Raw genomic sequence first — 20489 nt, forward strand, 5'->3', positions numbered from 1 at the left:
TTTTATTACTGGTGTTTATAGGGGTGTTGAGTTGGAGTCACACAGTTTTGCCTAGTTACTCCAAATCATAAATTAAATAATAAATCAAGTATAGTTTTAGCGATTTATAGAAGAATTTTACTAATATTTATTTAGAGTATTTTTCTATGCACAGAAATTATTGTTAATCAAGATATATCTGAGTAAATGTTTATTATTCAAAATTAAATGAGAATTATTTTTAATAACCTAAAAAAAAGTCTCAATTAAGATAAATGTCAACCAAGGTTAAATACCTAAATTATAAGCCTGTAGCTGAAATTTAGCTGCTGTAATAGCAGTGATTTAATTGATAAATAAAACATAATTATTCTCAAATAAAGCTACTGAATAAACTTAAATTAATCAGGTTATAACCATATTTTAATCTTTATTACATAAATTGAGGACAAAATATTGGTGCTTATGTTCAGTCAGAAAAATATCTGATTTTCCAATTTCCTCACCTATGGGTAATTGGTTATCACAAGAGTAAAAACCACTCAATGGATATTGCAATTATCCCCTTCAAGTCTTGTTTGAGTGTGCCAACTAAATTGCTTTGGTTATAAAGATTAAACGGAGTCACTATAAATGAAAAGTCATCTTCATCCGAAGAACAACATAACCATCAACCCATCCGGTAATGAGTCAATTCTCGACGTAATTGGACGGGTGAGCATGAAGCGCCGGCGCTTTGTGGTAACAGCAGCCAGTACATCTATATTGGCAGTTCTAGGTGATACCACTGTCAGCGGCTTGCTGCAAACAGCAACTGCTTCCACATCCACAGTACCTGCTGGGCTTGGCTTTGCTGGTATAGGCTTCCAAAGTATTGAACCAAATCTCCGCAACGCAGAAACTGGACTGTTAGAGAAAGATTTAGTTAGTGTTCCCCGGGTTACACAGCGCGGATTTTATCGGCTTGGGGAGACCCCATCATGTCCTGGTGCCCCTGACTGGCTACCCGATGCTTCTCAGGATGCAGCAGCCCAAGAAAAACAAGTGGGGGAGAACCATGACGGGATGCACTTCTTCCCTCTACCAGGAAAAAGCTATTACAACCGGACATCGGGGTTAGATGTCCCTGTAGAAGGTCGAGCTTACAATCGTAGGGGAATACTGTGTGTTAACCATGAGTATACTCAAGAACACTTCTTGCATACTGACGGTAATACTGTAATGACCATTGAGAAAGCCAGAAAATCTCAGGCTGCTCATGGTGTATCCATCCAAGAGGTATCTAAGGATAGATTTGGGGGTGGTTGGAGTGTTGATCGCAATTCCCGCTATGGTCGCCGCATTACTGTCAATACGGAAATGCGTGTTTCGGGTCCGGCGGCTGGCGATGCGTTGATGAGGTCTAAGAAATTCTCTATTCAACCCAATGGATCAATTGAAATTGGGGTGAATGACGGTTTCACTGCCTATGGTACCCTCAATAACTGTGCCCATGGTATAACACCCTGGGGTACTTACCTCACCTGTGAAGAGAACTTCCAAGGTTATTTCGCTAACAGCACATTTGTAGCTGGGCAAGATGACGATATAGTTAATATTCCAGGTCTGGAGGGTAAAAAGGCTGATATCGTTAATGGACAAAGACGTTATGGTATCCCTGCAGCCTCTAACTACTATCGCTGGGCTGAGGTTGATCCCCGCTTTGACGCTTTTAACAATCCCCTAGAACCCCATTTATTCGGCTGGGTAGTGGAAATTGACCCCTACGAACCCAACAGCAAGCCAGTTAAGCGTACTTCCATGGGTCGCATCAGACACGAGAGCGCTCAATATGTTGTTGATGACAACAACCGTCTAGCTTTCTATATGGGTGACGATAACGTCAACGAATATATCTATAAGTTCGTTTGTTCTCGTACCTACGATCCTAAAGTGCGTGCCAATAACCGTGATATCCTTGACCACGGTACTCTCTACGTTGCCAAGTTCAATGACAATGGTACCGGTGAATGGCTACCTCTAGTTTGGGGTCAACGGGGACTGACACCAGAAAATGGATTTAATAACCAAGCAGAAGTGCTGATTAAAACCAGACAGGCTGCGGACAGAGTTGGCGCTACCATGATGGACCGCCCAGAGTGGGTTGCTGTGCGTCCTCGCATTCGTGGGTTCAATGAAGTTGAAGTTTACTGCACATTAACCAATAACTCTCGTCGCGGTACAACACCCGCATCGGTGAATAGTGCAGATGGCACAACCCCCGGAGGTTCTGCTCGTCCTCCTGTGGATGCGGCTAACCCCAGAGAGAACAACCGTTACGGTCACATTATCCGTTGGCGGGAGACTGGGCGCAGCGTTGCAGCTACTACCTTTGAGTGGGATATTTATGTCTTAGCTGGTGATAGCCAGAGAACTGAGCCAAATCTGCAAGGTAATATTAACGGTGACGACTTTAGCTCACCCGATGGCCTGTGGTTTGACTACTATGGTCGTCTGTGGATTCAAACTGACCACTCCGGTGATGGTACTGGTAATTTAGTCAACATTGGTAGTAACACCATGTTATGTGCTAACCCTAATGATCCTAGACAGATCAAGCTTTTCCTTACCAATCCCACCGAGTGTGAAGTCACCGGTGTGACTACTACACCGGATCATAGAACCATGTTTATCAATATTCAGCATCCAGGCGATGGTGGTACTACTGAGGAACCCAACAAGGTTAGCAACTGGCCACATAGTCAAGGTCATGGCCGATCCGGTCGCCCCCGTTCTGCTACCGTGGTAATTACCAAGAATGACGGCGGTATTATTGGTACTTAAATCCTAGACAGGTCACAAGCGTCAAGATTATTTTCCTATCCTCGACTTCATAATAGTCGGGGATATTTTTTGCTGGGTTATGGGTTGGATATCTGACCTAGGGTATCACCTCCAGGAGAATTGTCAAATTACAGATATAAGTTTGCAGATTAAGTTTTATCTATTATTAATTTATAATTAACGCCAACACGAAAGTCCCTACCTTGGTGCAAAGCAAGGTAGGGATGAATAGTGGGAAATTACGAAAACCTCTCAAATGTATCTGAACGTAGTTCAGAGAGTGAGGTATTCATAAGATATCGATTATAAGATATCCATTGACATAACATTTAGAGGTGATCTTAACTTTAATTAATCGTTAACTAAAGATTAGTATCTCTCACAACCAGCCTAGCTTCAACTTTATTGATAATTACTTAACCAGGCAAAACTTAACTTAAAGTTAACCTTAAGGACGCTAAAGTATAACCTCTTTTTTAATCAGATACTAAATAGTATTGATGGTAGTTATACACATGTTGTAAGCTTTCTCTGTGGTACTAAAAGTAACTAATAGTGAGGAAATTAGCAACCTACAGAGGTTAATGTGTATACATCGCAACTAGATCAAAGTTGAAATAAGAGGAGTACAAGTTGATGAAATTCCACAAACAAGTAGCGATCGCCTTAGTTGCAGTTTCCGCCAGTGTATTGGGTTTTGGTTCTGTAGCCTCTGCTGGTGAAGGCGCTGCTGCTGGGGCTGTAGCAGCTACACTTAATGAAAATGGTTTAGTAGTTGAAATGACTGCGGCTGGCGCTATTGGTAAAAACGATGCTGCTGCTTTAGCCACATCCAACTCTGGTGTGATTTCCGCAACTGCTTTAGGTAGTGCTGGCGTGATTGAAATCATCAGCGATAGTGGGAATTATTCCTTCAGTGAAGAAGGTGGTCAGTCTGAGAGCGAAGTTTACAACAATGTTACTATGACAGGTGGGGTTGATTCTGCTTTAGAAACCGCCCAAGCTAACAGCATTGCTACCTTCACAGAACTCCCCATTGGAACCATAGAAACTGGATTTTAAGTAATCTGGGATGGTAGCGCTTTTATTTAAAAAAAATTGTTAGGGTGTCAAGAATTTAAAATTATCAATAGGGGCAGTTAAATTGATACCGTCATCCAATTCTTTTAGCCCTAACTTTTTTTAAGTTAGAAAAAAAATACAAACCATAAATCCCTATGATAATCTTTTAACCAGACTTGATAATTATTTCAGGACTGGTAATAAGTGTCTATGCTGATTCTGCACTACCAAAAATTAAACTTAACAATTGGTCTTCTCTTGAGTTCAGCAGTGATATTCCTTGCTCAAACAGCAGTTGCTGAGATATCTAAAAATACAAGCAATAGCCAATTAGAACTTTTTGCCACTTCCGAGGTGGAAAAGAAAATATTTAATAATCTGGAGGACATATCAGCATCTGGTATTATCCACCAGCTAAAGGTGACAAATTTATCAGAAACTAGTTCTCACGTTACCTTTTGTCCGTTCATTCATCCTGGACAAGCAGAATTTACCGCCGTCAGGGACTTACTAACAAGTAATTCTATAATTCATTCTTGTACACCTACTAAGACCACAGAATCTCACACCCTAGAATTAGTTTCACAACCTAAAGTTGATGAATTAGAAATTAAACAAAAATTAGCAATAGAAAAACCACATCCAGGGGATAATCAAGAATATATCATTGCTCCGAGGATTGCTGATGAGCGAAAAATCCATCGCCGCACAACTACCTTACCTATCAATGGTCTATTGATTGACCACTTAACCGAGAGACGATTAAATTTAGGTTACAACTTTAATAATAGCCCCAATAATATTTTTAATATTAACGGAATTGTCAAGCTGAACGGAACAGTTAAGGAAAACTTAACAACAAATAATATCTTGACTGTAGACCAAATAGGAGAATATTTACAACTGCAAACCACCAGACAAACTAGAGAAGTTACTGTTAGCTTTAAACAACCACAAACTGTGTTGGGTACAAACCTGCAATTGAGTATGACAGGTTCATGTATCTTTCCTGGGACTAACCCCGATCAAATATGTACATATATTCCGGCTTTACAATCTGGGAATATTAACTCTGATAATCTACTACCATTTAGGATTTCCCAAACTGCAACACTGGGGGATGTAGTAGCAACAACAACAGCAGAAGAAATCAGGAAACCGGAATTTCAACCCGGGTTAGAAAATGGTCAACAAATTGGTATAGATTTGTTAATACCCAACACCGGCGCATTGGTTGGTAATAGTAATGGCGACCAAATGTCAGTCATTAGAAAAGAAGAAGTTGAAAATACTCCTGTTGCCAGTTATTCTATAGTTAGGCAAATTGTGAGGATGAATGACCGGGAAGCTGTCATGGGTCGAACTGTACGCGGCTTTAGCTTCATTTTAAATGATGATAATACTTTGTTGAATACAGCTTTGCAATTGGGATATAGTGTATTACCTGATATTGTACCCAACATAGCTAGTTCAGAAACCAGATTTAACTCAAGTGGGAAAAACAATTTAGCTTCACCAGGGGATAATCATCACAAACCTTCTGGGAGGAGGACTGTTAACAGAAATTTGTTTTTAGCTGCTAATAACGTGAGAATTCCTGCTAATAGTTTAACTGCTTATCATGGCGGAATTGCTAGAGCCGAGAGTATTCCCCCAGGATTGACAAGTTTGTCACAAGTACCTGCTGCTAGTTTTAATAGTATTTGGGTAGGAGCGTCACCAACTATCCAACGTAGTTCTGGTGTTAGTACTCGTTTTGAAGATATTGGTAACCTGAAAATATTATCCTCTCAGGGTTTAGAAGGGGGGTCTGAGTCTAATATAGATTTTAGATCTACTATTAATAATCAAAGTTTTTCACCTCTGAATGTAGCGAATTTTTATGCTCAAGTTTATGTGACTGTTTTTAATCAAGAGGCGAATAGTGTCACATCTAGCAAATATACACAAGAAACAGTATATGTACCACATTTGAGTTTCAGTGGTAATATTACTGGGAGTCAGGATGTTTGGCGATATTATACAGGTGTGATCGGCGCAGAAGAAATTCAAGCTTACAGCGGTCTAGATTATACGAAAAATACTGCGGACAGATGGCGTTTTTCTGGAGCCATAATTGGTTATATTAATCCAGATGTTGATAATTACAGTCAAGTTACAGGTAGTATTGATAAAGTTATCCCCTGGAATCGGAATAGTAATTTAGTCATCTCCACGGGGGTTAATTATGCTTTTGACAGGGAAACTCGATCCAATGACTTTGTAAATTCTATTAACCTGAGAGCTAGGGCTAATTTAGGTAATTTTTGGTTCGGTTTAACTAACTATTTTGGGGATGTTTTACCGGATGCAATTAAAAATACTTTGCTGGCAAGTGCTGGTATTCAATTTAGCCAAAATTTGTCATTATCAGCCTATTATAATCCCGTGAATGAAAATGCCGCTCGTGCTGTTTATGGTGCGGGAGCTAGATGGAGAATCGGTAGCAATCAGAATAGTCCTATATTTAACCTATCCTGGAGTAATAATGAGTACGACTTTGGCATAGATAACAATGGACAGGAATTGAAAATCAACGAGAATGTATTTACTCTGTTTCTCAGAGGTAATTTTTAAAGCCTACATACCTTATAATGATGACTCATTCTTTGTTTTTCTAACTGGAGAAACCAATGGGTCGCGCTAAAAAGGTTGTTTTGGCATATTCTGGGGGGGTGGATACCTCTGTTTGTATTCCCTACCTGAAAAATGAGTGGGGTGTGGAGGAGGTGATTACCCTCGCAGCAGATTTGGGTCAGGGAGATGAATTAGAGCCAATCCGAGAAAAAGCGCTCAAATCCGGTGCTAGTGAGTCATTGGTGGCTGATGTGAAAGACAGTTTTGTTAAAGATTATGCCTTTGCGGCCATTCAAGCCAACGCCCTCTATGAAAATCGTTATCCTTTGGGGACTGCTCTGGCTCGCCCGTTAATTGCCAAAATATTAGTAGAAACTGCTCATAAATATGGTGCTGATGCGATCGCTCATGGTTGCACTGGTAAGGGTAATGATCAGGTGCGCTTTGATGTGTCTTGTGCTGCACTTGACCCCAAATTGAAGATCCTTGCACCAGCGAGAGAATGGGGAATGAGTCGCGAGCAAACCATCGCTTATGGTGAGCAATTTGGTATCCCCTCACCGGTGAAAAAGTCCTCCCCCTACAGCATTGATAAAAATTTACTTGGTCGTAGTATCGAAGCTGGCGTACTGGAAGATCCTGCGGCGGAACCACCAGCTGAAATTTATGAAATGACTAAGGCGATCGCTGACACGCCGAATGAACCCGAGTACATTGAAATTGGTTTTACCCGTGGTATTCCCACCAGCCTCAACGGTACACCTAAAAACCCAGTGGAGTTAATTGAACAGCTCAATCAGGTAGTAGGAAATCACGGTATTGGCCGCATAGATATGATTGAAAACCGCCTAGTGGGGATTAAGTCCCGGGAAATCTACGAATCGCCGGCGATGCTGGTGTTAATTCAGGCACACCGGGATTTAGAAAGTCTGACTCTAACAGCAGATGTCAGCCACTACAAGCGAGGTATTGAAGAGACTTACACCCAAATTGTTTATAATGGTCTGTGGTACAGCCCCCTGAAAGGCGCACTAGATGCTTTTATTCAAAAAACACAGGAACGTGTTATGGGAACTGTGCGAGTCAAACTGTTTAAAGGTAGCGCCACCATTGTCGGGCGTTGGAGTGACCATTCACTCTATAGCCCCGATTTAGCGACTTATGGTTCTGAAGACCAGTTTGACCATAAAGCAGCTGAAGGGTTTATTTACGTTTGGGGCTTACCCACTCGCATTTGGGCTTCTCAATCTTAATCTGAGGGTATGTGGGGACTGTAGTCCCCGTTTTACTTACTCACCGGACGCGCCCTTGACCTGGCGGGATTCTAACCAGATGGGTATGACAATCAAGGTAACAAGGATTAGTAAGGCTGCGATCGCAAATTGACTCACCCAAGCAACTAGTTGTTCTAGGGAGACAACTCTACCAGCAAAGAAAGCTAAGGTTACCATGAGACTGGCCCAGGCGGTGGCTCCTGCTAAGTTGTACAAAAAGAATTTTCTGAAAGGCATTTCGGCTATACCAGCCAGTGGTGCGGCAAAAATCCGTAACAATGCGAAAAAACGCCCAAAAAATACGGCTTTAGTCGCATTTTCACTAAATTGATCTTTAATATTCAATAACCGCTCATCGGAAATCCGAAAGAGTTTACCTATTTTTACTAGAAAAGGCCAGCCGCCCCATTTACCAAGCCAATAGCCGCAAGCACCACCAATGACAGCACCTGCAACGGCATCACTAAGAACTAACCAATAGTTTAGTTCTTCACTACCGGAGAGAAACCCGCCCACTAGGGTTACGGTTTCACCTGGAAGAGGAATGCCCAAATTTTCTAGCAAAATTCCCCAAAAAATTGCCCAGTAACCGTACTGGTGAGCAAATTCCTGGATGTTTTCTAGTGAAATCAGATCAACAGACATCCCGCACCGCCGCCTTTACAATTTTTTACCTTTTATATATCTTGGCGCTTCTATGGCTGAGGTGTCAATCAAGCTGCTTCCACAATGGAAATTTCCAGATTGCCACTTGTCAAGGAGATTTTTGGATGCAGATTTACACGTCTCTCCAAACCTTGACTCCATCCCCAAGCATTAAATGTATATTTATGCAACTTTATTTAGCGGTTTTTATTAAATATTTATCAATGGTATGGTAAGATATAAAGATATGGTAAAAGATACCCTTGATACCGAAATTAGTAGACAATCATGCGTATACTTATAGGAGTCATAATAAATTATACGACATTTTAAAGATAAAACAGTGATTTTGTCGTTGAAACCGAATCAGTATTGATGTCAAATTTCTGTTCTGTCACGTGTTCCAACTAGTTTGTTAAATTCATGATTATCTCACAAGATCAAGTAGTTTTATTTAAGCCCCACGGCAGTATAGACTTGCAAGGTGGAATGGCTTTTAGCAAACAGATGCTTGAAGTGGTACCCCGGCCTCATCAACTCTGGGTTCTTGATATGTCAGAAGTAGATTTCATGGACAGTTCAGGATTAGTCCCCCTCATCAATGGACTAACTTCTGCGCGTGAAAATAATTGTCGTCTAGTTTTGTGTAACGTACAAGCTCCGGTGAGATTAATTTTGGAGCTAACACAGCTGGACTCAGTATTTGAAATTTTTGATACTTATGAGGATATTTTCACTCACAGCCATGATAAAAATCTAGTGGTGGCTTGATATATTCACCTATGGTCAGATTGTAACGTTGAAATTCCCCGAATTAAAAACTCGGGGATTCTTGTTTTCAAGGTATCAGCTACGCAAGTGTGACATTGCCTTGTTAGACAGCAACAGCTTCTGTCTGTTCTGCTTCTGCTTCTGCTGGTGCTGTTTCCTTTGGTAGTTCCTGCTTAATGGTCAAGTAACGAATTACTTCTTCACTCAAACGCATAGCACGTTCCATAACAGCGATGGCATTTCCGGGGCCTGTGTAGTTCATTTGAACATAAATGCCATCCCGATGCTTTTTAATTTCATAAGCTAGGCGACGTTTACCACGGTTTTGAATTTCGATGTTTTCAGCACCTTGTTCAGTCAGCAAGTTTTGGTATTTAGCAATTGCTTGCTCTACCTGTTCATCTCCTAGGTCTGGACGGAGAATGTAAATTGTTTCGTAAACTATAGACATGATTTTCAGTCACCTTATGGACAAAGGGCTGCTGATGTGATTTGATACATTAATATCACAAATGATACTAATAATTATCAACATTTCAGCAACAAGGAATTATAATCTTATCAGTTTTTCATCAAAATCATGAGCCAAATGCGCCAATTTTTAGATTTTAGATTTTAGATTTTAGATTGGCTCTAAAATCCAAAGCAGCTTGTAATCGCAAACAAAAGGATATTCATCAAGTTTATGGCGCAGCGCTATGTGCGAGTTCAAAATCTAGAAGGCAAGATTTACTATGGATTGCTACAACTATCCCTGAGCGTGCAGGTGTTAGATGCTCCACCCTGGTTAGAAGGACAACCCACGGATTTAATTCTAGAACCGGAAAATTATCAAATTCTCACCCCATGTGCGCCCTCAAAAGTAGTGGCGGTAGGGAAGAATTATGCAGACCATGCTCAGGAAATGGGATCTACAGTCCCCAAAGAACCATTAATATTTCTCAAGCCATCAACGTCTATTATTCCTACGGAAACACAGATTAAGTATCCTCCCCAGTCCCAGCGGGTGGACTACGAGGGTGAGCTAGCACTAGTAATTGGCGATCGCACTTGTGACTGCACACCAGAAGAAGCCCAAACTAAAATTTGGGGCTATACTGTCGCTAACGATGTCACGGCACGGGATTTACAACAACAGGATGGCCAATGGACTCGCGCCAAGGGTTTTGATACCTTCTGTCCCCTAGGTCCTTGGATTGTGCGCGAAGTAAATCCCGGTGCGAGGTTACAGACTTTCTTGAATGACGATCGCACTCCTGTGCAATCTGCTTGTATTGATGAGATGGTATTTCCCCCTGATGTCCTAGTTTCCTACATTAGTCAGGTGATGACACTACTACCAGGGGATGTAGTGCTTACCGGTACGCCATTTGGCGTAGGACAATTACACATCGGCGATCGCATTCGGGTAGAAATTGAAGGCATTGGTCGCCTAGAGAACACAGTCACCAAACGTTAACACTTACCGTATTTGCATATGCACTGCATCGGAAATGGCGGGAATTTCTGCATAACGCCCCAACAAGGATTGGGCTACAGAATATACAAATGCTGCTAATATGCCGATAAAGATGGTGTTTGTGAGGGTTTCTGTGGCCAAGCCAGCACCAGGAACCAAACCCACAACTTCCAGTAGGATGGAACACAAAAATAAAACAATGCTTAGAAGAATTGCTTGCATAGTATTGAAACGAATAAAGTGATTTATTTTTTCGTTTCTGATTACCAGGGCAAACAAAGCCAAGAAAATAATCAGACTAGCATAGGGAATACTGCCATAAATTGCTACTATGGGACTCAAAGGGATAAGCAGCAATTTTAGTACAGGAAACTGTCCAAACAAAAAGCTACCAAAGCTGAGACTTTCAACCAGGGGGAGTAAATAAGGTAAACAAGCAAAAATCCGGTCAGGAACCGTTGTAGACCCGCGCCAAGTCATTGTGGGTTCTCCTATGGCTAAATTTCAAGAGTTACTTGAGCCTAGGATAACGCAGTTATGTAGTCTAGCGGCAAAATCCGATTATTCAATATCGGCAATTCGGAAACCCATCATACATTCATATTGCTGTGCTTGCTGTGCCGCCAGTTTGTGAATAGCTTGAGCACATCGCAGTTGACCCCCATACCAACGGGGTTGACCGCTACCGTCAACCAGTAAACAAGATTGGCAAACTTTCCCAGGAGCAAGGATTTGATTATCCATTAAAATGACTAACATCGCATCCGATTCCAAAATGCTAACAATGGCTCACCTCATAAAAAATCGCGATCGCACTCAAAAATCCGGTGAACTTTAACTTATTGTATGTATAACGACCTAAAAAACCAAAGTATGTAACGAAAGGTAAAATAACCTATTCCCCATCAAGGGTAAAATTTGAGATTCAAGAGCTATGGGTTTTACCCTCAATGTACCAGGGTAAACACGCCCTCATCCCTCCTCCACAGGAACTAGAAACAGATTGTTGAGCAAATTTCTACCAAGGATAACTTTCAGTGACTAAAACCAATTCCGAAATTTTGGCTAACTCCGATCCCGCCATCGCTGAGTTAATTAACCAAGAACTACAGCGTCAACGCCAGCACCTAGAATTAATTGCTAGTGAAAACTTTACCTCAGCTGCGGTACTAGCGGCTCAAGGTTCAGTATTAACTAATAAATATGCCGAAGGTTTACCAAGTAAACGTTATTATGGCGGTTGTGAATTTGTTGATCAAATCGAACAAATAGCCATCGACCGAGCTAAACAGCTATTTGGTGCCGCTCATGCTAATGTCCAACCCCACTCCGGCGCTCAGGCAAATTTTGCAGTTTTCTTGACATTGTTGCAACCAGGTGATAAAATAATGGGTATGGATTTGTCCCATGGTGGACATCTGACCCACGGTTCGCCGGTAAATGTTTCCGGAAAGTGGTTCCAAGTTTGCCACTATGGTGTTAGTCAAGAAACAGAACAGCTAGACTACGAACAAATCCGCGAGCAGGCGCTAAGGGAGCGTCCTAAGCTCATAATCTGCGGATATTCGGCTTATCCCCGGGTGATTGACTTTGAAAAGTTCCGCAGCATTGCCGATGAAGTAGGAGCTTACTTACTAGCAGATATTGCCCATATTGCGGGTTTAGTGGCTAGCGGTCTGCACCCAAGCCCGATTCCTTTCTGTGATGTAGTGACAACCACGACCCATAAAACTCTCCGCGGTCCCCGTGGTGGTTTGATTTTGACCCGGGATGCTGAGTTGGGTAAGAAGCTAGATAAGTCAGTTTTTCCCGGTAGCCAAGGCGGACCCTAGAACACGTCATCGCCGGTAAGGCAGTGGCTTTTGGGGAAGCACTAAAACCCGATTTTCAACAGTATTCGGCTCAAGTAATTGATAATGCCCGGGCTTTGGCTAGTCAACTGCAAACCCGTGGGTTAAAGCTGGTGTCTAATGGGACAGATAACCATTTAATGTTAGTAGATTTACAGAATATTGGACTCACAGGTAAACAAGCTGATCAACTGGTGAGTGAGGTAAATATTACCGCCAATAAGAATACAGTTCCCTTTGACCCAAAATCACCATTTGTTACTAGTGGTCTAAGATTGGGTTCCCCAGCTATGACTACACGGGGTATGGGGATCGCAGAATTTACCGAGATTGGTAATATTATCGCTGATAGGCTACTTTCCCCCGGTTCTGAGACAGTAACACAAGATTGTCGCCAACGGGTAGCGGCATTGTGCGATCGCTTCCCCTTGTACCCACATCTGCACATTCCCGTACCAGCCTTAGCTTAGTTAAATTCGCGCAAAGGTAGAAGTTGTATCGGTTGAGAAAGTCGCCAAAATACAGAGGGGATAAAAAATCAAACCTTGAACTCCTGATACCTTTGCGCCTTTGCGACTTGACCTAAAAAAACCTCTTCTTAACCCCATTCACCTCCATGAGTGCAGAAATTATTTGTGTTGGTACAGAACTACTCCTAGGGGACATCCTGAATAGTAACTCCCAATATATAGCCCAACAACTAGCCCAACTAGGAATACCCCACTACTATCAAACAGTAGTAGGCGATAACCCAGAAAGAGTCAAACAAGTCATAGAAATTGCCATATCAAGGGCGCAAATTCTGATTTTCACCGGTGGTTTAGGTCCCACACCCGACGACCTCACCTGTGAAAGCATCGCCGATTTTTTTGGCGTTCCTTTGATAGAACGTCCAGAAATCATTGCAGACATTACCGATAAATTCGCCCAACGAGGTCGGGTCATGAGCCCTACCAACCGCAAACAAGCATTAATTCCCCAAGGTGCAGAAATTTTACCTAATCCCAGTGGGACAGCCCCAGGGATTATTTGGCAACCCAGACCTAATGTAACCATTTTTACCTTTCCTGGGGTTCCCTCAGAAATGCATCAGATGTGGACAGAAACAGCAGTACCTTTTCTCAAAAATCAAGGTTGGGGAAAAGAAATTATTTACAGCCGCAGTTTAAAGTTCTGGGGTATTGGTGAATCAGCTCTAGCAGAAAAAGTTGCCCCGTATTTTAACTTACCTAACCCCACCGTCGCCCCTTACGCCGGTAAAGGCGAAGTCAGATTACGCATTTCCGCCAAAGCCCCCACAACAGAAGCCGCAGAGGCTTTAATTACCCCTGTGGAGAAACAGCTAAAAGACATTGCTGGGTTAGATTACTACGGTAGTGGTAATGATACTTTAGCGGCTGTTGTTGGTAAATTATTACGTATTAAAACTGAGACTATTTCCGTAGCCGAGTCCTGTACAGGTGGAGGACTGGGACAAATGTTAACGGATATTTCCGGTAGTTCTGATTACTTTTGCGGTGGGGTAATTGCTTATGATAACTCCGCCAAGGTCAAGTTACTAGGAGTGAACCCAGAGGATTTAGATAAATTTGGCGCTGTCAGTGCTACTGTTGCTGAACAAATGGCTATGGGGGTGAAAAACCGCCTGTCAACTACCTGGGGATTAAGTATTACTGGTATTGCTGGCCCCACTGGAGGAACTGATACTAAACCCGTGGGTTTAGTTTACATCGGTTTAGCCGGACCGCAGGATGAAGTGACTAGTTTTGAGTATCGCTTTGGAGCGATGCGGGGACGTGCTTTAATTCGTCATGTCAGTGCTAATACAGCTTTGGATTTGCTGCGGCGCTTAATAGTTAGGATTTAATTCATTACTCACAGATGATTTATCAACTAAAACTTAAATTTAAAATTTAAAATTTAAAATTTAAGGTTGCGTTATAGCAACGGGATCCCCACAAGAGTTTTAACACTCTTATTTCCACCAGATTTCATTTAATTGGCCTAGAGAATTAAGCTAGAAGGGGGTTTTTCACCCCCTTGGAACTTTTAATCGGTTTCGATGAAGTCTATAGTTTCCACAAAATCCAAAATACTCTCCTTAATCTCCTCGGCTCCTTCTTTAATAGAACTGGGTTTTTCACCCCTATCAAAGCTTTCCTGACTGCTAACTATATATAAATAGTTAGAATGCATAAATGCTAAAAGCCCTCGGTATGCGTCTAGTCTGGTAGTATTACCGTTATTTTGTGCTTGGGGAATTGTTGACCCCTGGGGCATATCAATTAACGCAAAGAAAGAACCTTCAATAGCGTTTTTTAAATACTCAGTATATATGACTTCTGCCTTGGGCAGATTAGTAAAAATTACTTCTGGAACATACTTGTTGAGCAAAATTGACTGCAAATATTCTTCCTGCCCAATAGATTCTACCTGTTCTAGTTGTTCTGAGGATATGGGGTAATGATCAATTCTCAGCATAGTACCGAAACTATCAAAAAAGCCCACCACCCCGTCTTCACTTTTTACCTGACCTCCCTGCCGTGGGTCAACAGGAATGGGAACTGAAAAATTACCAGAGGGCGATTCATATACATCTTCGCCATAATCTCTGTCTATGATTATGTCGTTCTCGTCTTCTAGGTAAAGTGCTTCTTCTCCTTCTTGATAGGCGGCAATTACTTCTTGTATGATTTCATAGGCTTCTTCATCTTCCAAGTCTAAAGCTTTCTGTAATTGCTTGAGATACGGCTGTTTGTCTTTGGGGATAATTAAATCGTCTTCATCTATAATCACCATTACCCCCACAGCAAAAGCATCTAGCACTAGTTCCAGGGTAAGGCTTTTACTCGCAACATTAAATAGGCTTCCCAGTCCCTCATTTGCAGCAATGTCTATCAGTCTATGAACTATTTGGGCAATTCCATCTTCTGAGTATTCCTCAAAAACTTCAAGGTCCCACAGGATACTCGCTAAAACTTCTGCATCCGCTTCCTCTATGGAATAATGAGCAATTTCTGTCACCACTGCCATCGCTGCTACTGCTTCTTCTGGAGTCAGTGATTCTTTGGTGGTCTTTGTAGAATTAAAAATCTGATCATATTTAGTCATAATTACTACCTCCTATTTCTTAAGTAGTACGAGCATATTAAAAGTCACAATGGTCACTTTCGTAATTTAGCTAACCTCTTGTACCAAGGATTCGCTATTGTTTAGTTAACTGGATATCTCATGAGTAACAAAGAGTGCCAATTAAGCCTACCATCTTTGTCAAACTCCTGATTGACCTGACCCTAAATTTCAGTCATACTAAGATCCACAGCATATATAGTAATATTGGTGTTTTGTTTAACCCTGGGATTCTTAAATATTTTATCCTTAATATTTACTCTACAATTACTCTACAATTCAATTACCATAGCAGTAATTATCTCTTGCTGGAATGATCTGGTAAATTAATTTCATCTATGGTAAGAATTTTTAACCAGCTAGCAATAGATTTCTATACCATGAGCAAGATGTTACCTCTAAATTGTTTGTAATCATACACAAAAATTACGGATATATACGTAAAATCCGCTTTAGTTTCTGGGTGGGTACACCCGTGCCTCAATATCTTCGAGAGTTTTTAATAATAAACGCTTCGCTTGTAATTGCCATCCCCACTTTTGGATTCGGAAAGCCGCTACACTCCCCAGCACACCTGCTAATAAAAGCACCGGTTGATTGACGGAAATTCCGAATAACAAACCTAACCCTGCATGCCCCAAAATGGTAAGGCTACTGCTTGCCTTTGTTCTTCCACCAGATTAGTAATAATATTAGGTTTCATGGTAGCTAATAGTTCAGCTTTAACTTGCCTCTGTTCCACCATCGATACAGACAAACCGATTTTACGGCGCATTTTTTCAATTTTGCGGGCATCAGTACTGTATTGAGTTAGTTCATCTTCAGCCATTTGTAGTAGTCTTTCTAGTTGTGCCATTGTATGATCAATCTGGGACTGTGCTCTGGTTATGATCTCGAAAATTTAATTTTCTAACTATATTGTTGCATCTAATAGCACAATCTCAAGTATTAAGGATAAAATTAGACATGGGAAAAATATTTTAAGAATCACTGACAACCAAAGCGTCTACTTGAGAGGTAATACAGATGGTTACAGTATCTCAGAATACAGGTTTTCAATCTGATAAAGCGCGATCGCTCATTCTCTGGTTTGATGAAATTGGTATTAGTGATATACCCCTAGTAGGTGGGAAAAATGCCTCACTGGGAGAAATGATTCAACAACTGACACATCAAGGGGTAAACGTCCCCACGGGATTTGCTACCACCGCCTACGCTTATCGCTATTTCATCGCCTCAGCAGGGTTAGAAGCCAAATTACGTCAACTGTTTGCTGACTTGGATGTTGAAGATGTCACAAATTTAAAAGCACGAGGCAAAAAAGCCCGATTGCTAGTCATGGAAACACCGTTTCCTCAAGACTTACGGGATGCGATCGCCACCGCATATCTAAAATTATGTAAGAAATATCACCAAGACACAGATGTAGCAGTCCGTTCTAGCGCCACCGCCGAAGACCTTCCCGACGCTAGTTTTGCCGGACAGCAAGAAAGCTACTTAAATGTTGTCGGTGTAGAGGGAGTCCTAGCAGCTTGTCATCGTTGCTTTGCATCCCTATTTACAGATCGCGCCATTTCCTATCGCCACACCAAGGGATTTGACCACTTTAGCATTGCCCTCACCGTCGGCGTTCAAAAAATGGTACGTTCCGACCTAGCCACATCCGGGGTCATGTTCTCCATTGACACCGAAACCGGGTTTAAAGATGCAGCACTAATTAACGCCGCCTACGGTTTAGGAGAGAACGTAGTTCAAGGAACCGTCAACCCCGATGAATACTACGTATTTAAACCGACATTAAAAGCAGGTTTTCGCCCCATCATCGATAAGAAATTGGGCAGCAAAGAGCTAAAAATGATTTATGATGATGGCTCAAAACATACAAAAAATGTCCCAGTCCCGGAAACAGAACAAGGTAAATTTGCCCTCAGTGATAGCGAAATTCTCCAACTGGCACATTGGGCTTGTTTAATAGAAGACCACTATACCCAAGCCAACGGTAATTACTCCCCCATGGATATTGAATGGGCTAAAGATGGGATTACTAATCAATTATTCATTGTCCAAGCCCGACCCGAAACAGTCCAATCACAGAAAACAGGAAACCTATTACGCAGCTATCACTTCGTTAAAACCCATAAGGAAGCCAACCCCCCCCAACCCCTAGTGACTGGTCGCGCCATTGGCGAAGCCATTGCTCAAGGTAAAGTTAAGCTAATTTTAAATGTCAATAAGATTGAACAGTTTGAACCAGGAGACATATTAGTAACACAGAGAACAGACCCAGACTGGGAACCAATTATGAAACGCGCCGGGGCGATTATTACTAATGCTGGTGGGCGCACCTGTCACGCGGCCATTATTGCGCGAGAATTGGGAGTACCCGCAATTGTGGGATGTGGCAATGCTACAGCCATATTAAAAACCGGTCAAGAAGTCACCATTTCTTGCGCCGAGGGTGATGAAGGTAGAGTCTATCATGGCTTGTTACCCTTTGAAATTAAAGAAGTTGCTTTAGAAAACTTACCCCGCACCCGTACCCAAATTTTAATGAATGTGGGTAACCCCCAAGAAGCATTAAGTTTATCTGCAATTCCCAACGACGGAGTTGGTTTAGCACGCACAGAATTTATTATTGCTAACCACATCCAAGTTCATCCTATGGCCTTGATTCACTATGAAAAGCTAGAGGATGAAGTCAAAACCAAAATTGATCAAATTACCGCCCTTTACGAAGACAAACCCCAGTATTTTGTCGATAAATTAGCCCAGGGTATAAGCAGAATTGCGGCGGCTTTTTATCCTAAGCCGGTAATTGTGAGAATGTCAGATTTCAAGACCAATGAATATGCTAATCTCTTAGGCGGTCAGCAGTTTGAACCCAAGGAAGAAAACCCCATGCTGGGTTGGCGCGGAGCATCACGTTACTATGACCCGGGTTACAGAGAAGGTTTTGCTCTGGAGTGTCAAGCCATCAAGGGAGTACGAGATGATATGGGTTTGACTAATGTCATCCCCATGATTCCCTTCTGTCGCACTCCCGATGAGGGGCGTTTAGTGTTGGCGGAAATGGCAAAAAATCATCTCAAACAAGGTGTTAATGGCTTACAGGTTTATGTTATGTGTGAGTTACCTAGTAATGTGATTATGGCTGAGGAGTTTGCACAAGTTTTTGATGGCTTTTCTATCGGTTCCAATGACTTAACCCAGCTAACCCTAGGATTAGATAGAGATTCGGCATTAGTAGCACATTTGTTTGATGAACGCACCCCAGCAGTTAAGCAAATGGTCAAAATGGCTATACAATCCGCTAAAAAGCAGCAGCGTAAAATCGGCATTTGTGGACAAACACCCAGCGATTACCCAGAATTTGCGCGGTTTTTAGTGGAAGAAGGAATTGATTCTATTAGTCTTAATCCCGATTCGGTCTTAAAAACACTATTGGAGATAGCAAAGGTAGAGGAAAATATCTAAAATCGGCATTTAACCCAATAAGTTTGCTTAAAGACGTGGTAAATGTAATTTCAGGTAGATAACCACGTTAACAATTACTACAAGAAATTTATGCCCACTGAAGATAAATGCTGTACCATTGTCCCCTACTTCCAAGTTAATAGTGGGAAGCTAGACGCTTTCAAGGATTTGTGTGAGCAATTTGTCAAAAAAACTAGTGAAGAATCTAAGTGTCTCTATTATGGATTTAGTTTTGATCAAGACCAAGTTCACTGTCGTGAAGGGTATGAAGATGCAGAGGGACTGCTAACTCATCTTGATAATGTTGGTTACTTACTCGAAGAAGCCCTGAAAATTGCCGAGCTGACTCGTTTGGAAATTCACGGACCAGAAGCAGAACTAAGTAAACTCAGGGAACCCTTAGCCGACTTGAAGCCGCAGTTTTTTACCCTTGAGTATGGTTTTAGACGTTGACAAAGCCCCAAGGCTAATTAATGGGCTTTGTTGACGGAAATATCAACACTAAGCAGGGCAATATGGTTATTGTCCTGTTATAGTACACCCTAGCCAAAAGTCGGTGGCAAATGTTTCCGCGATGAATTTACAGAAAATTCTATCATGGCTGGTATTCTTGCTGTAATTGTTGTACTACTTCTAAAGATAATCCGGTAACTCGCGCGATCGCTTCTATTTTCATCCCTTCTCCTAGCAAGTTGAGGGCTATTTCCTGTTTACCTTCCTGTATACCTTGTTGTATACCTTGTTGTATACCTTGTTGTATACCCTCTTGTTTCCCTTCAGTTCTAATCAACTGATAAATCACTGATTCGCGCATAATATCCTGCCGTAATAAGCGTTGAATCACTTCTTGCTTTAATACTAACCCAGCTAAAACTGCTGTGGATGCTGTCAGATTACTTTGCATTCTCTTGTCAGCTACTTTGTTGATTTCATCAGCCACCCTTTGTAATGTTGTAGCTTGATTATTAGTATTACTCAGCACTGCAAATGGTAGTAATCCTGCACTCCCTAAAAATACTGCTGTTGGTTGTTCCCACAGCCGAATTACCCTAAATTCATGTTGTAAGCTGTCAATTTCAAATCTGTCTTTATATACCTCTGGTGATTTAGTCTCTGTTAAATAAATCACTACTTGGTACATACTTTTTTGGGGAAAGCGGCGATACACTCGCAGGCGATAATCCGCCATCCGGAAGGGAATGGACGCATCTGGCTGGGTTTGGAATTCTAGATGTAGAATTACCTCCTCTGATTGCAGTAAAATCAGAGCATCGGCACGGATAGGCTCACTAGATAGTTCTTTAGGACTTAACTGGGTTAAGTCTACAGGTTTTCCCAATAGCCATGTTGCTAAGTCGGTGGCAAATGTTTCCGCGATGAATTTACAGATGTTGTCAAACATCACAA

The 20489-nt window shown here is 41.7% G+C and carries 15 protein-coding genes and 2 pseudogenes; 10 read left to right on the top strand and 7 right to left on the bottom strand.

All coding sequences use genetic code 11. The annotated features are described in order from the left end of the window. Window positions 1–612: 612 nt before the first annotated feature. The 4 genes from AC6IZ0_RS07340 to AC6IZ0_RS07355 all read left to right on the top strand — a co-directional run bounded on the left by AC6IZ0_RS07340 (window position 613) and on the right by AC6IZ0_RS07355 (window position 7733). Window positions 613–2802, top strand: a complete 2190-nt coding sequence (locus tag AC6IZ0_RS07340) for a PhoX family protein (protein WP_497725620.1) — start codon at window positions 613–615, stop codon at window positions 2800–2802. Window positions 2803–3438: 636 nt separating this feature from the next. After that, window positions 3439–3864: a hypothetical protein gene (locus tag AC6IZ0_RS07345; protein ID WP_271732122.1), complete on the top strand. Its 426-nt coding sequence runs from the start codon at window positions 3439–3441 to the stop codon at window positions 3862–3864. Between the two features lie 210 nt (window positions 3865–4074). Then, window positions 4075–6480, top strand: coding sequence for a hypothetical protein (locus AC6IZ0_RS07350; protein WP_497726018.1), 2406 nt, complete (start codon window positions 4075–4077; stop codon window positions 6478–6480). A gap of 56 nt (window positions 6481–6536) precedes the next feature. Beyond that, a complete protein-coding gene (locus AC6IZ0_RS07355) occupies window positions 6537–7733 on the top strand; it encodes an argininosuccinate synthase (protein WP_497725621.1) in 1197 nt (398 codons plus the stop codon). Window positions 7734–7769: 36 nt separating this feature from the next. Here the strand turns inward: AC6IZ0_RS07355 and AC6IZ0_RS07360 are convergent, their stop codons facing one another. Next, window positions 7770–8399: a DedA family protein gene (locus AC6IZ0_RS07360; protein ID WP_497725622.1), complete on the bottom strand. Its 630-nt coding sequence runs from the start codon at window positions 8397–8399 to the stop codon at window positions 7770–7772. Between the two features lie 423 nt (window positions 8400–8822). Between AC6IZ0_RS07360 and AC6IZ0_RS07365 the strand changes: the two genes are divergently transcribed. After that, window positions 8823–9170: an STAS domain-containing protein gene (locus AC6IZ0_RS07365; RefSeq protein ID WP_271734189.1), complete on the top strand. Its 348-nt coding sequence runs from the start codon at window positions 8823–8825 to the stop codon at window positions 9168–9170. Window positions 9171–9273: 103 nt separating this feature from the next. Here the strand turns inward: AC6IZ0_RS07365 and rpsF are convergent, their stop codons facing one another. Beyond that, on the bottom strand, window positions 9274–9621 hold the full coding sequence (rpsF, locus tag AC6IZ0_RS07370; RefSeq protein ID WP_280791404.1) for a 30S ribosomal protein S6: 348 nt from the start codon (window positions 9619–9621) through the stop codon (window positions 9274–9276). A 234-nt stretch (window positions 9622–9855) separates the two neighbouring features. On the opposite strand from rpsF, the gene AC6IZ0_RS07375 reads away from it, so the two are divergent. Further along, a complete protein-coding gene (locus AC6IZ0_RS07375) occupies window positions 9856–10629 on the top strand; it encodes a fumarylacetoacetate hydrolase family protein (protein ID WP_271734187.1) in 774 nt (257 codons plus the stop codon). Between the two features lie 3 nt (window positions 10630–10632). Here the strand turns inward: AC6IZ0_RS07375 and AC6IZ0_RS07380 are convergent, their stop codons facing one another. Further along, a complete protein-coding gene (locus AC6IZ0_RS07380; protein WP_497725623.1) occupies window positions 10633–11109 on the bottom strand; it encodes a Tic20 family protein in 477 nt (158 codons plus the stop codon). A gap of 81 nt (window positions 11110–11190) precedes the next feature. Then, the gene (locus AC6IZ0_RS07385; protein ID WP_497725624.1) at window positions 11191–11388 is read right to left on the bottom strand and encodes a hypothetical protein; all 198 of its coding nucleotides are present in this window, start codon (window positions 11386–11388) and stop codon (window positions 11191–11193) included. 278 nt (window positions 11389–11666) lie between these two features. Between AC6IZ0_RS07385 and glyA the strand changes: the two are divergent. Both glyA and AC6IZ0_RS07395 read left to right on the top strand, forming a co-directional pair. Continuing rightward, window positions 11667–12949: pseudogene (glyA, locus tag AC6IZ0_RS07390) on the top strand (serine hydroxymethyltransferase). Between the two features lie 146 nt (window positions 12950–13095). Then, window positions 13096–14346, top strand: a complete 1251-nt coding sequence (locus AC6IZ0_RS07395; RefSeq protein ID WP_497725626.1) for a competence/damage-inducible protein A — start codon at window positions 13096–13098, stop codon at window positions 14344–14346. 182 nt (window positions 14347–14528) lie between these two features. Here AC6IZ0_RS07395 and AC6IZ0_RS07400 read toward each other — a convergent pair whose 3' ends face one another. Both AC6IZ0_RS07400 and AC6IZ0_RS07405 read right to left on the bottom strand, forming a co-directional pair. After that, window positions 14529–15590 (bottom strand): tellurite resistance TerB family protein, encoded by a 1062-nt coding sequence (locus tag AC6IZ0_RS07400; RefSeq protein WP_497725627.1) that lies wholly within the window; start codon window positions 15588–15590, stop codon window positions 14529–14531. 470 nt (window positions 15591–16060) lie between these two features. Next, a pseudogene (locus AC6IZ0_RS07405) lies at window positions 16061–16464 on the bottom strand (hypothetical protein). A gap of 170 nt (window positions 16465–16634) precedes the next feature. Here AC6IZ0_RS07405 and ppsA point away from each other — a divergent pair. Next, window positions 16635–19082: a phosphoenolpyruvate synthase gene (ppsA, locus tag AC6IZ0_RS07410; protein WP_497725628.1), complete on the top strand. Its 2448-nt coding sequence runs from the start codon at window positions 16635–16637 to the stop codon at window positions 19080–19082. A gap of 90 nt (window positions 19083–19172) precedes the next feature. Continuing rightward, a complete protein-coding gene (locus AC6IZ0_RS07415) occupies window positions 19173–19535 on the top strand; it encodes a putative quinol monooxygenase (protein ID WP_497725629.1) in 363 nt (120 codons plus the stop codon). Between the two features lie 142 nt (window positions 19536–19677). On the opposite strand, the gene AC6IZ0_RS07420 is transcribed toward AC6IZ0_RS07415, so the two are convergent. After that, window positions 19678–20484: an Rpn family recombination-promoting nuclease/putative transposase gene (locus tag AC6IZ0_RS07420; RefSeq protein ID WP_497725631.1), complete on the bottom strand. Its 807-nt coding sequence runs from the start codon at window positions 20482–20484 to the stop codon at window positions 19678–19680. Between the last annotated feature and the right edge of the window lie 5 nt (window positions 20485–20489).

It is taken from the genome of Anabaenopsis sp. NIES-4685, assembly GCF_059725405.1.